Raw genomic sequence first — 12,240 nt, 5'->3', positions numbered from 1 at the left:
CGGGCCTTTGCCGAACGGCCGGGTGCGGCGGCGGTGGCGGGGCCGGTGGCGGGGCCGGTGCGGCACGGGCGGTTCGGCGGTGTGCCGTCGGGTGCAGCCCTCTTACGGAATGACCGGTTTCCCCCTAGGCTGCTGATTGCCCCTTTGTTACTGACCGGTACCGCTCAGGTGAACCGGGGGCCCGGCGACCGCCCCCACGGACGCCGCGACAATCCCTCAGACGGCCACCCGCCACCGGAGGTCCTCGTTGAGTTCCGCGCAGTCCCTGATCGACTCCGGCAGGCCCGACCTCGTCGCCGGGCGTCCCGCCTCCGTCGCCCACCTGTTCCTGGAGCGGGTCGCCCTGACCCCGAACGCCGAGGCCTACCGCTACCCCTCGCCCGTCGACGAGCAGGCCGCCGACGGCGCGCCCGGCGCCGAGCAGTGGCGCTCGCTCACCTGGGCGCAGACCGCGACCCGGGTCAAGGCGGTGGCCGCCGGCCTGATGGCGCTCGGCATCCGTCCCGAGGACCGGGTGGCCCTGGCCTCCTCGACCCGGCTCGAATGGATCGTCGCCGACCTCGGCGCCATGTGCGCGGGCGCCGCGATCACGACCGTCTACCCGAGCACCAACGCGGACGAGACCGCGTTCATCCTCTCCGACTCCGGCTCCCGGGCGCTGTTCGCCGAGAACGCGGCCCAGCTGGCCAAGGCCGTCGAGCAGATCGACCAGCTGCCCGAGCTGCGCACCGTGATCCTCTTCGACGCGCCGGCCGGGGCCCCCGAGACCAAGGGCCTGGAGCTGCTCACCCTCGCCGAGCTGGAGGAGCGCGGCGCCCGGTACCTGGCGGAGCACCCGGACGCGGTGGAGAAGACCGTCGACGGGCTCGGCAAGGAGCAGCTGGCCACCCTCATCTACACCTCCGGCACCACGGGCCGCCCCAAGGGCGTGCGCCTGGTGCACGACTGCTGGGCGTACGAGGGCCGGGCGCAGGAGGCCAGCGGGCTGCTGGGCCCCGACGACGTGCAGTTCATGTGGCTGCCGCTGTCGCACGTGTTCGGCAAGACGCTGATCTCCGGGCAGATCGCCACCGGGCACGTGATGGCGGTGGACGGCCGGGTGGACCGGATCATCCACAACCTGCCGGCGATCCGGCCGACCATCATGGCCTCGGCGCCGCGCATCTTCGAGAAGGTCTACAACGGCATCGCCGGGAAGGCCCGGGCGGAGGGCGGCGCCAAGTACCGGATCTTCATGTGGGCGGCCAAGGTCGCCCGGGAGCACGCCCGGGCGGTCCAGGAGAGCCGGGTCGCCACCGGCACCGAGTCCGCCCCGCTGGGGCTGCGGGTGCAGCACGCGCTGGCCGACAGACTGGTGTACGCGAAGATCCGGGCGGCCTTCGGCGGCCGGTTGCGCGGCGCGGTCTCCGGCAGCGCCGCGCTCGCCCCGGAGATCGGCTACTTCTTCCTCGGCGCCGGGGTGCCGATCCTGGAGGGCTACGGACTGAGCGAGACCAGCGCCGGCTCCTGCGTGAACCGCGCGGAGGACGTGCGGATCGGCACGGTGGGCCGCCCGCTGCCCGGCACCGAGGTGCGGATCGCCGAGGACGGCGAGATCCTGCTGCGCGGCCCCGGCGTCATGCGCGGCTACCACAACCTGCCGGAGAAGACCGCCGAGGTGCTGGAGTCGGACGGCTGGTTCCACACCGAGGACATCGGCGAGCTCACCCCGGACGGCTTCCTGCGGATCACCGACCGCAAGAAGGACCTGTTCAAGACCTCCGGCGGCAAGTACGTGGCGCCCAGCGAGGTCGAGGGCAAGTTCAAGGCGGTCTGCCCGTTCGTCAGCAACATCCTGGTGATCGGCAACGGCCGCAACTACTGCACCGCGCTGATCGGCCTGGACGAGGCGGTCCTGCTGCCGTGGGCCGCCGAGCACGGCCTGGCCGGCCGGTCCTACGCCGAGCTGGCCGCCGAGCCGGCCGTGCACGAGCTGATCGAGGGCTTCGTGAAGCGGGTCAACGGCGACCTCCAGCGGTGGCAGACGATCAAGAAGTTCCACCTGCTGCCGCGCGACCTCGACATCGAGCACGGCGAGCTCACCCCGAGCCTGAAGATCAAGCGCCCGGTGGTCGAGCGGACCTACGCGGACGCGGTGACCGCGATGTACGCGGGCGCCAACGAGGCCTGAGCGGCCCGCCAACGAGGCCTGAGCGGCCCGCCGAAAGGGCCCGGGAGGCCCCGCCGGCGAGGTGTGAGGGGCCCGGCTCCCGTACGGCCCGCCGATTCGGTCGGGCCGTACGGGACAATGGGCTCATGCCCTCCGCACTCCCCGACGGCGAACCGGTGCCGTCCGACGGTTCCCTGCCCGCGCACGCCCTCGACGGGCTGGGCTCGCGGCCGTTCGGCTTCTACCTGCACGTGCCCTACTGCGCCAGCCGCTGCGGCTACTGCGACTTCAACACCTACACTGCCACCGAGCTGCGCTCCTCCGGGGCGGTCGCCTCGCAGGAGACGTACGCGGACAACGTGGTCGCCGAGATCCGCCTCGCCCGCAAGGTGCTGGGGGACGCGGACCTCCCGGTGCGGACCGTCTTCCTCGGCGGCGGCACCCCGACCCTGCTGCCCGCCCGCGACCTGGTGAAGATGCTCGCCGCGGTCCGCGAGGAGTTCGGGCTCGCCGAGGACGCCGAGGTCACCACCGAGGCCAACCCGGAGTCGGTGGACCCGGCGTACCTGGCCGAACTGCGCGAGGGCGGCTACAACCGGCTCTCCTTCGGCATGCAGAGCGCCCGGCCGCACGTGCTGAAGCTGCTCGACCGCCACCACACCCCGGGCCGTCCCGAGGCCTGCGTGGCCGAGGCCCGCGCGGCCGGCTTCGAGCACGTCAACCTGGACCTCATCTACGGCACCCCGGGCGAGTCCGACGACGACTGGCGGGCCTCCCTGGACGCCGCCATCGGCGCCGGTCCCGACCACGTCTCCGCGTACTCGCTGATCGTCGAGGAGGGCACCCGGCTCGCCGCCCGGGTCAAGCGCGGCGAGCTGCCGATGATCGACGACGACGTGCACGCCGACCGCTACCTGATCGCCGAGGAGGCGCTCGCCGCCGCCGGCTACTCCTGGTACGAGGTGTCCAACTGGGCCACCACCCCGGAGGGCCGCTGCCGCCACAACGAGCTGTACTGGACCGGCGCCGACTGGTGGGGCGCCGGCCCCGGCGCCCACAGCCACGTCGGCGGCGTCCGCTGGTGGAACGCCAAGCACCCGGCCGCCTACGCGCAGGCCCTCGCCGAGGGCCGCACCCCGGGCCTGGGCCGGGAGGTGCTGGCCGAGGAGGACCGCCGGGTCGAGCGCATCCTGCTCGAACTGCGCCTGGTCGAGGGGGTCTCCCTCGACCTGCTCACCGCCGCCGGCCGCGAGGCCGCCGACCGGGCCCTCGCCGACGGACTCCTCGCCGCCGGGCCCCATGCCCGGGGCCGCGCCGCCCTGACCCTCCAGGGGCGGCTGCTGGCGGACGCGGTGGTGCGTGACCTGGTGGACTGATTGTCGTTAACGTGGTGTCAGCCGTCGGAGGGAGCGCGCAATGACCGCCATCGATGACCGGGTGACGGGGATCTTCGAGAACCTGGAGGTCCCCGAAGGCTTCAAGGCCGAGCTCATCAGGGGGGAAATCGTGATGATGGCCGGGCCGGACCTGGTCCACAACATCATTGTCGAGGCCATTCGCGACCAGCTCCCCCGGGCCAGGTGGCATCGACTGACCACGCAGGACGTCGACCTTCCCGGACTGACGAGTGAGCCTCAGCCGGACCTGGTCGTGTTCGAGCGGGATGCCTTCGAAGGCGGGGGCCGTCTGGTCCCCGCGCCCGCCCTCACCCTGGTGGCCGAGGTCGTCTCGAAGACCAGCGTGCTCCGCGACTACCGGACCAAGCGGGAGCTCTATGCCGAGGGTGCGGTCCCGGTCTACCTGGTCGTGGACCCGATCAAGGCCGTGTGCGTGCTCCTGACCGAGCCGACCCGGGAGAGTGTCTCGGGGCTGCCGGACTACACGGTCGAGCGAACCAGCAAGTTCGGTGACCCCATCCGGCTGGACCTGCTGGGCATCACGCTCGACACCTCGGAGTTCCGGACCTACTCCTGACCCGGCAGGGCCGTGAAGTCGATCAGCTCCTCCACGCGGCCGAGCAGCGCGGGCTCCAGGTCCCGGTAGCTGTTCACCTTGGACAGGATGTGCTTCCAGGCCGCCGGGGTGTCGACCGGCCAGCCGAGGCGGCGGCAGGTGCCCTCCTTCCAGTCCTCGCCCATCGGGACGTCGGGCCAGGCGGGGATGCCCACGCTGGAGGGCTTCACGGCCTGCCAGACGTCGATGTAGGGGTGGCCGACGACCAGCACGGAGTCGCCGGTGACCCGGGCGGCGATGCGGTGCTCCTTGGTGCCGGGGAGCAGGTGGTCGACCAGGACGCCGAGGCGCCGCCCCGGGCCGGGGGCGAAGTCGGCGACGATCGCGGGCAGGTCGTCGATGCCGCGCAGGTACTCGACGACGACGCCCTCGACCCGCAGGTCGTCGCCCCAGACCCGCTCGACCAGCTCCGCGTCGTGCCGGCCCTCCACGTAGATGCGGGACTCGCGGGCCACCCGGGCGCGGGCGTTCGGGACGGCGATCGAGCCGGAGGCGGTGCGGGCCGGGGTGCGGGGCGCCGCCGGGCCGGCCGGGCGGACCAGGGTGACGACCCGGCCCTCCAGCAGGAAGCCGCGCGGCACCAGCGGGAACACCCGGTGCTTGCCGAACCGGTCCTCCAGGGTGACGGTGAACCCCTCGGCGGTCTTCTCGCAGCGCACCACCGCCCCGCAGAAACCGGTCGAGGCCTCCTCGACCACCAGGTCCCGCTCGGCGGGCACCTCCGGGGCGGGCTGCTGCTTCTTCCACGGCGGGGTCAGGTCGGGTCCGTACTGGCGGCTGCGCATACGGGTGATCATAGGGACGGCGGACGGCCCGTCAGAGGCCCGGCGCGCCCCAGACCGGGAACCAGCGGCCGAGGTCCTTCTCCAGCCGCAGGTCGTTCCCGAGCATCGCGTTGACCTGCAGCTCCAACGGGCTGTCGCGCTTCTCCCCGCCGCCGGGCATCGGCGCGAAGGGGTAGAACGTCCCCCGCTTGTAGAGGTAGACCAGGGCCAGCGAGCGCCCCTGCGGGTCGCGGAAGGCGACCAGCGAGCAGAGCAGCTGCGGGCCGAAGCCGTTGGCCTCCAGCTCGCTGTTGACCGCGTGCAGGTCGTTCACCAGCTCCGGCAGCTCCTCGGGCCGGTGCCGGGCGAGCAGCCAGGAGTAGCCGTAGTCGTCCTTGGAGGCCTCCACCGGGACGCCGCCGCGCTCGGTGTCGGCGTCCAGCAGCGCCCGCACCTGCTGCTCGACCTGGACGAAGGCGGCTCCCTCGACGGCCGCGAAGCAGACCGAGCCGAGCCCGGTGGGGGTGAACCCGGCCCCGGCCTCCAGGGTGAGCGCGGCGGACGGCACGCCGAACAGCTGGTCGAGGTCGGGCTTGACGGGCTTGGTACGGCCGAACAGCGTGTCCAGGATTCCCACGGCGGTCCTTTCGGGACGGACGGGACGGGACGGTTTCGGGAGGACGGTTTCGGGGCGGAAGCCTCGGGACGGAAGCCTCGGGCGGGACGGATTCGGGAGGGCCGAACGGCGGGCGTCAGCGGCCGAGCTGCTCGGAGATCCGCGCCAGCTGCTCCAGCCGCTTCTCCAGGCTCGGGTGGGTGGACAGCAGTTGCGAGGCGGTCTCCCGGGCGCTCAGCGCGGGGGCGAAGTAGAAGGCGTTGTAGGCCTGGGCCTGGCGCAGGTCCTTGCTGGGGATGGCCGCGATCTGCCCGGTCACCTTGGTGAGCGCCGAGGCCAGGGCGCTGGGCCGGCCGGTGAGCTGGGCGGCGGCCCGGTCGGCGGCGAGTTCGCGGTAGCGGGACAGCAGCCGGGTGAGCAGGAAGCTGATCGCGTAGACGACGATCGACACCAGCGGGATGATCAGCGCCAGGATGGCCGCGTTCTGGTCGTTGTTGTTGCGCCCGCCGCCCATGAACCCGCCGTACACGGCGATCCGCGTCATCGCGCCGGCGAGGACGCCGAGGAAGCCGGCGATCGTCATCACCGCGACGTCCCGGTGGGCGACGTGCGACAGCTCGTGCGCGAGGACGCCCTCCAGTTCCTCCGGTTCCAGCCGGCGCAGCAGCCCGGTGGTCACGCAGACCACCGCGTTCTGCGGGTTGCGGCCGGTGGCGAAGGCGTTCGGCATGTCGTTGTCGGCGACCGCCACCCGGGGTTTGGGCATGTCGGCCAGGGCGCAGAGCCGGTCGACGGTGCCGTGCAGCTGGGGGAACTGTTCCGGGGACACCTGGTGGGCGCCCATCGCCCGTTCGGTGATCTTGTCGCTGAACCAGAACTGGGCCACGAACAGCCCGCCGGAGATCAGGACGATCAGTGGCCAGGCGCCGCGCAGCAGCGCGATCAGCAGGCCGGTGAAACCGACGTACAGCAGCCCGATCACGAACATCGTCGCGACCATGCGGCCGGTCAGGCCGCGGTCGGGCGCGAAACGGGTGTGCTGGCCCGAGCTCGACATCGCTTGCTCCTCCGTTCGCCGTCGCTTTCGATGCTGCCACCCGGACGGCCTCCCGGCACCACCCCGGCGCCGGGGAATCGAACCGCCGGGGCCGCGCGGGCCGTGTCCGGAACTGCGGGGAGGATCACGCCGGTCGGGCCGTTCCTGCCGTAGGACCCGGGCCTTACACTGGCAGGTACGGTTTTGGCACTCGGCTGTTCAGAGTGCCAGGGCCGAGGGACTCCCCGCAGGGGCCCGCCGCAGCAAGGGAAGCAGTCGGAACAACGTGCGAAGACGGAGGTGCGTGCCCCATGGCCGGTGAGGTCCGCCAGCTGGACGAACGCAAGCTCGCCGTGCTCCGCGCCATCGTGCAGGACTACGTGGGCACCGAGGAGCCGGTCGGCTCCAAGGCCCTGGTGGAGCGGCACAACCTCGGCGTCTCCCCGGCGACCGTCCGCAACGACATGGCGGGGCTGGAGGAGGAGGGTTACATCCACCAGCCGCACACCAGCGCCGGCCGCATCCCGACCGACAAGGGGTACCGCCTCTTCGTCGACAAGCTCGCCGAGATCAAGCCGATGAGCGCCCCCGAGCGCCGGGCCATCCGGCACTTCCTGGACGGCGCGGTCGACCTGGACGACGTGGTCGCCCGCACGGTGCGGCTGCTCGCCCAGCTGACCCGGCAGGTCGCGGTGGTGCAGTACCCCTCGCTGACGCGTTCCACCGTCCGGCACATCGAGCTGGTGGCGCTGGCCCCGGCGAAGGTGATGCTGGTCCTGATCACCAACACCGGCCGGGTCGAGCAGCGGATGGTCGACTGCCCGGGCTCGGTCGGCGAGACGGTGCTGGCCGACCTGCGGGCCCGGATCAACGCGGGAGCCGCCGGCCGGCGCCTCCCGGAGGTCCCGGGGCTGCTGGAGGAGCTGCCGGCGCTGTTCGACCAGGCCGACCGGCCGACCGTCAGCACGGTCCTGGCGACCCTGTTCGAGACGCTCGCCGAGCAGAACGAGGAGCGGATCATGCTGGCCGGCACGGCCAACCTGACCCGCTTCGGGCACGACTTCCCGCTCACCATCCAGCCGGTGCTGGAAGCCCTGGAGGAGCAGGTCGTCCTGCTCCGCCTCCTGGGTGAGACCGCGGACGCCGCGATGACGGTCCGGATCGGGCGCGAGAACGCCTACGAGGGGCTGAATTCCACCTCGGTCGTTTCGGTCGGCTACGGTTCGGGCGACGAGAGCGTGGCGAAGCTGGGTGTGATCGGTCCGACCCGGATGGACTACCCGGGCACAATGGGGGCGGTGCGAGCGGTGGCGCGGTACGTGGGCCAGATCCTGGCCGAGTCCTAGCAAGGCCGCCGTTAGAGTTCTAACGGTGGCGTCCAGTCGCAGCACTACTACAGGCGGAACAAGCGGAGCATTTGGTGGCCACGGACTACTACGCGGTACTCGGCGTCCGACGGGATGCGGGGCAGGACGAGATCAAGAAGGCGTTCCGGCGCCTGGCACGCGAACTGCACCCGGACGTCAACCCGGACCCGAAGACGCAGGAGCGGTTCAAGGAGATCAACGCCGCCTACGAGGTGCTCTCCGATCCGCAGAAGCGCCAGGTCTACGACCTCGGCGGGGACCCGCTGTCCCCGGGCGGAGGCGGTGCGGGCGGCTTCGGCGCCGGCGCGGCGGGCTTCGGCTTCTCCGACATCATGGACGCCTTCTTCGGCGCCGCTGCCGGGCAGCGCGGCCCGCGCTCGCGCACCCGCCGCGGCCAGGACGCCATGATCCGGCTGGAGATCACCCTGGAGGAGGCCGCTTTCGGCACCACCAAGGAGCTCCAGGTCGACACCGCCGTCACCTGCACCACCTGCAGCGGCGAGGGCGCGGCCCCCGGCACCTCCGCGCAGACCTGTGACATGTGCCGCGGCAAGGGCGAGGTCTCCCAGGTCACCCGGTCCTTCCTGGGCCAGGTCATGACCTCCCGCCCCTGCCCGCAGTGCCAGGGCTTCGGCACCGTCGTGCCGACCCCGTGCCCGGAGTGCGCCGGCGACGGCCGCGTGCGCGCCCGCCGCACCCTGACCGTCAAGATCCCGGCCGGTGTCGACAACGGCACCCGGATCCAGCTGGCCGGCGAGGGCGAGGTCGGCCCCGGCGGCGGCCCGGCCGGCGACCTCTACGTCGAGATCGCCGAGACCACCCACGCCATCTTCCAGCGGCGCGGGGACGACCTGCACTGCACCGTCACCATCCCGATGACGGCGGCCGCGCTCGGCACCCAGGTGCCGCTGCAGACCCTGGACGGCCTGGAGGAGGTCGACATCCGGCCCGGCACCCAGTCCGGCCAGTCGATCCCGCTGCACGGCCGGGGCATCACCCACCTGCGCGGCGGCGGCCGGGGCGACCTGATAGTGCACGTCGAGGTGAAGACCCCCAGCAAGCTCGACGCCGAGCAGGAGGAGCTGCTGCGCCGCCTCGCGGTGCTGCGCGGCGAGGAGCGGCCGTCCGGCCAGTTCGCGCCGGGCCAGCAGGGCCTGTTCTCCCGGCTGAAGGACGCCTTCAACGGCCGGTAGTCGTCCGCGGAGGGGTGCCGGGGGAGGATCCCCGGCACCCCTTCGGTGTTCCCGTCCCACTCCCGGAGGTTCCCCCGTCATGACCGCGCCCGTCTTCTTCGTCGAGACCGAGCGGATCGCCACCGCCGTGCCCGGGGCCGTGGTGCGTCTGGACGGCCCGGAGGGGCGGCACGCGGCCGCGGTCAAGCGGCTGACGCCGGGCGAGGCGGTGACCCTGGCCGACGGGCTCGGGCTCGGGGTGGACGGCGCGGTCGCCGAGGTGCTCGGCAAGGACGCGATCGACGTGACGGTCGCCGCCGTGCGCCGGGAGCCGGAGCCCGCGCCGCGGATCGTGGTCGTCCAGGCGCTGCCCAAGGGCGACCGCGGCGAGCTGGCCGTGGAGACGATGACCGAGGTCGGCGTGGACGTGGTGATCCCGTGGTCCGCCTCGCGCTGCATCACCCAGTGGAAGGGCGACCGCGGCGCCAAGGCGCTCGCCAAGTGGCGGGCCACCGCCCGGGAGGCGGGCAAGCAGTCCCGCCGGCTGCGCTTCCCCCTGGTCCGGGACGTGATGACCACCCGGCAACTGGTGCCGGTGCTGATGGAGGCCGCGTTCGCCGCCGTGCTGCACGAGGAGGGCGCCGAGCCGCTGGCGCACGCCGGGCTGCCGCGGGGCGGGGACATCGTGCTGGTGGTCGGCCCGGAGGGCGGGGTCTCCCCGGAGGAGCTGGCGGCCTTCGCCGAGGCGGGCGCGAAGCCGTACCGGCTGGGCCCCTCGGTGCTGCGCACCTCCACCGCCGGGGTGGCCGCCGGCGCGCTGCTGCTCGGGCGCACCGGCCGCTGGTCGTAGCGCCCCGGGCCGCCCCGGGGGCCGCTGTCCGGGGCCGCTGTCCGGGCCGCGTAGCAGCCGTCCGCGGGCGGCGCCGGGAGTCTGCGGAAAACGGCGCGGATCGTACGCGCACCTGCCTAGGCTGACCGGGTGACGGACTCCCTGAGCACCCCTCCGAACGCCTACCTCCGCCATCCCCACCTGCACGGTGACCTGGTCTCCTTCGTCGCCGAGGACGATCTCTGGCTCGCTCCGCTGGACGGCGGCCGGGCCTGGCGGCTGACGGCGGACCACCTGCCGGTCCACCACCCGAGGTTCTCCCCGGACGGGCGGCACCTCGCCTTCACCTCCACCCGGGACGGCGCCCCCGAGGTGCACGTGGTGCCGGTGGACGGCGGCCCCTCGCGCCGGCTCACCCACTGGGGCAGCCACCAGACCCGGGTGCTGGGCTGGACGCCCGACGGCCGTCCGATCGCGGCCACCGCCGCCGGCGAGGCGAGCTCCCGCCGCACCTGGGCGCACGCCGTGCCGCTGGACGGCGGCGAGCCGCAGCGGCTGCCGTACGGGCCGGTCGGCGGGCTCGCCTTCGAGCCGGGCGGTGACCGCGTGCTGCTGAGCAGCGTCAACGGCCGCGACCCGGCCTGGTGGAAGCGGTACCGGGGCGGGCGGGCCGGCAAGCTGTGGCTCGGCCGGGACGAGTTCGCCCGGGTCCACGCGGAGCTGGACGGGCAGCTGGACTCGCCGCTCTGGGTGGCCGGGCCCCTCCTGCCCGATGGCGGGCGGGGCGGGAGGATCGCCTTCCTGTCCGACCACGAGGGCGTCGGCGAGCTGTGGTCCAGCCGCCCGGACGGCAGCGACCTGCGCCGCCACACCGCCGACCCGGACGGCTTCTACGCCCGGGGCGCCGCCACCGACGGCACCCGGGTGGTCTTCCACCGGGCCGGGGACCTCTGGCTGCTGGACGACCTGGAGGGCGCCGCGCCGCGCCGCCTGGACGTGCGGCTGGCCGGCCCGCGGGCCGGGCGCCGCCCCCGCCCGGTGCCCGCCGCGCACTGGCTGGACTCCGTCGCCCCCGACCGCACCGGCCGGGGCAGCGCCGTGGTGGTGCGGGGCGGCGTGCACTGGCTGACCCACCGCGAGGGCCCGGCCCGGGTGCTGGACGAGACCCCGGGGGTGCGCGGGCGGCTGGCCCGGGTGGTGCCCGGCGAGGACGGCGTCCAGGGCGTGCTGTGGGTGTCCGACGCCGAGGGCGAGGACGCCCTGGAGTTCGCCCCCGACCTGTACGGCGCCGAGCGCCGCCGGCTGGCCGCGGGACGGCTCGGCCGGGTCGACTCGCTGACCGTCTCCCCGGACGGCGGGCAGGCCGCGCTCGGCGTGCACGACGGCCGGGTGCTGCTGGTCTCGCTGGCCGACGGCGCCGTGCACGAGCTGGACCGCAGCGCCGACGGCGGGCCCGGTGCGCCCGTCTTCAGCCCGGACTCGGCCTGGCTGGCCTGGTCGCGCCCGGTGCGCGGGATGGGCCCGCACTCGCTGCGCCAGATCGTGCTGGCCGACCTGGCCACCCGGACGGTCGGCGAGGTGACCCAGCCGCGCTTCGTGGACACCTCGCCCTCCTTCACCGCGGACGGCCGCTTCCTGGCCTTCCTGTCGGTGCGCAACTTCGACCCGGTCTACGACGCGCACGTCTTCGACCTGTCCTTCCCGAACGGCTGCCGCCCCTACCTGGTCACCCTGGCCGCCGACACCCCGTCCCCGTTCGGGCCGCGGCGGGCCGGGCGCCCGCTCGGCGGGGAGGAGGACGAGCCGAAGGCCCGGAAGGCGGACGGCGGGGAGGCGGCCGCCGACGCCGCGCCGGTGACCAGGGTGGACCTGGACGGCATCGCCGACCGGATCGTCCCCTTCCCGGTCGAGGGCGGTCGCTTCGAGGAGCTCGCCGCCGCCAAGGACGGTGTGCTCTGGACCAGGACCCCGCTGACGGGCGAACTCGGGGACGGGGCGGCCTCGTTGGACGACGACCGGCCCCGCCCGGTGCTGGAGCGCTTCGACCTGCGCAAGCGCCGGGTCGAGCAGCTGGTGCACGGTGTGGACGACTTCGCGGTCAGCGCGGACGGCACCCGGGTGGCCGTGCTGGACGAGGGCGAGCTGAGGGTCGTCCCGGCCGATCACAAGGGCGGTGACGACGAGGAGACCACCGTCGACCTCGCCCGGCTGCGGGTGACCGTCGACCCGGCCGCCGAGTGGCGGCAGATGTACGCCGAGAACGGCCGGCTGATGCGGGACAACTTCTGGCGCCC

Annotated in this window: 10 protein-coding genes; 7 read left to right on the top strand and 3 right to left on the bottom strand. The window is 73.6% G+C overall.

Annotated elements, in window-relative coordinates:
- The first annotated feature begins 247 nt into the window (after positions 1-247).
- The 3 genes from ACWD4P_RS10360 (at position 248) to ACWD4P_RS10350 (ending at position 4,123) form a co-directional block, all read left to right on the top strand.
- Positions 248-2,170, top strand: coding sequence for an AMP-dependent synthetase/ligase (locus tag ACWD4P_RS10360; protein ID WP_359820548.1), 1,923 nt, complete (start codon positions 248-250; stop codon positions 2,168-2,170).
- A gap of 125 nt (positions 2,171-2,295) precedes the next feature.
- The gene (gene hemW, locus ACWD4P_RS10355; protein WP_449779319.1) at positions 2,296-3,525 is read left to right on the top strand and encodes a radical SAM family heme chaperone HemW; all 1,230 of its coding nucleotides are present in this window, start codon (positions 2,296-2,298) and stop codon (positions 3,523-3,525) included.
- Positions 3,526-3,565: 40 nt separating this feature from the next.
- Positions 3,566-4,123, top strand: a complete 558-nt coding sequence (locus ACWD4P_RS10350) for a Uma2 family endonuclease (protein ID WP_449779318.1) — start codon at positions 3,566-3,568, stop codon at positions 4,121-4,123.
- Here ACWD4P_RS10350 and ACWD4P_RS10345 read toward each other — a convergent pair.
- From ACWD4P_RS10345 to htpX, 3 genes are all read right to left on the bottom strand, one after another.
- Positions 4,114-4,947, bottom strand: coding sequence for a DUF3097 domain-containing protein (locus ACWD4P_RS10345; RefSeq protein WP_359820540.1), 834 nt, complete (start codon positions 4,945-4,947; stop codon positions 4,114-4,116). The two genes, ACWD4P_RS10350 and ACWD4P_RS10345, sit on opposite strands and share 10 nt — an antisense overlap.
- A 31-nt stretch (positions 4,948-4,978) precedes the next feature.
- On the bottom strand, positions 4,979-5,563 hold the full coding sequence (gene pspAB / locus ACWD4P_RS10340; RefSeq protein WP_449779317.1) for a PspA-associated protein PspAB: 585 nt from the start codon (positions 5,561-5,563) through the stop codon (positions 4,979-4,981).
- A 115-nt stretch (positions 5,564-5,678) separates the two neighbouring features.
- Complete coding sequence (htpX, locus tag ACWD4P_RS10335; protein WP_449779316.1) at positions 5,679-6,599, bottom strand: zinc metalloprotease HtpX; 921 nt, start codon at positions 6,597-6,599, stop codon at positions 5,679-5,681.
- A 290-nt stretch (positions 6,600-6,889) separates the two neighbouring features.
- Here htpX and hrcA point away from each other — a divergent pair, with 290 nt between their 5' ends.
- The 4 genes from hrcA to ACWD4P_RS10315 form a co-directional block, all read left to right on the top strand.
- On the top strand, positions 6,890-7,924 hold the full coding sequence (gene hrcA, locus ACWD4P_RS10330; protein WP_359820533.1) for a heat-inducible transcriptional repressor HrcA: 1,035 nt from the start codon (positions 6,890-6,892) through the stop codon (positions 7,922-7,924).
- Positions 7,925-7,998: 74 nt separating this feature from the next.
- Positions 7,999-9,138, top strand: coding sequence for a molecular chaperone DnaJ (dnaJ, locus tag ACWD4P_RS10325; protein ID WP_359820530.1), 1,140 nt, complete (start codon positions 7,999-8,001; stop codon positions 9,136-9,138).
- A 79-nt stretch (positions 9,139-9,217) separates the two neighbouring features.
- Complete coding sequence (locus ACWD4P_RS10320) at positions 9,218-9,967, top strand: 16S rRNA (uracil(1498)-N(3))-methyltransferase (protein ID WP_449779315.1); 750 nt, start codon at positions 9,218-9,220, stop codon at positions 9,965-9,967.
- A 129-nt stretch (positions 9,968-10,096) separates the two neighbouring features.
- Positions 10,097-12,240: S41 family peptidase (locus ACWD4P_RS10315; protein ID WP_449779314.1), on the top strand; the 2,144-nt coding region annotated here is incomplete at its 3' end.

It is taken from the genome of Kitasatospora sp. NPDC002543 (assembly GCF_053594915.1).
Note: the sequence above shows the minus strand (reverse complement) of the source record. Positions and strands in the feature narration are given on the sequence as shown.

Coding starts and splice junctions, on each gene's coding strand:
- ACWD4P_RS10350 (WP_449779318.1), top strand. CDS start 3,566: ATGACCGCCATCGATGACCGGGTGACGGGGATCTTCGAGAACCTGGAG.
- htpX (WP_449779316.1), bottom strand. CDS start 6,599: ATGTCGAGCTCGGGCCAGCACACCCGTTTCGCGCCCGACCGCGGCCTG.
- hrcA (WP_359820533.1), top strand. CDS start 6,890: ATGGCCGGTGAGGTCCGCCAGCTGGACGAACGCAAGCTCGCCGTGCTC.
- hemW (WP_449779319.1), top strand. CDS start 2,296: ATGCCCTCCGCACTCCCCGACGGCGAACCGGTGCCGTCCGACGGTTCC.
- ACWD4P_RS10320 (WP_449779315.1), top strand. CDS start 9,218: ATGACCGCGCCCGTCTTCTTCGTCGAGACCGAGCGGATCGCCACCGCC.
- ACWD4P_RS10345 (WP_359820540.1), bottom strand. CDS start 4,947: ATGCGCAGCCGCCAGTACGGACCCGACCTGACCCCGCCGTGGAAGAAG.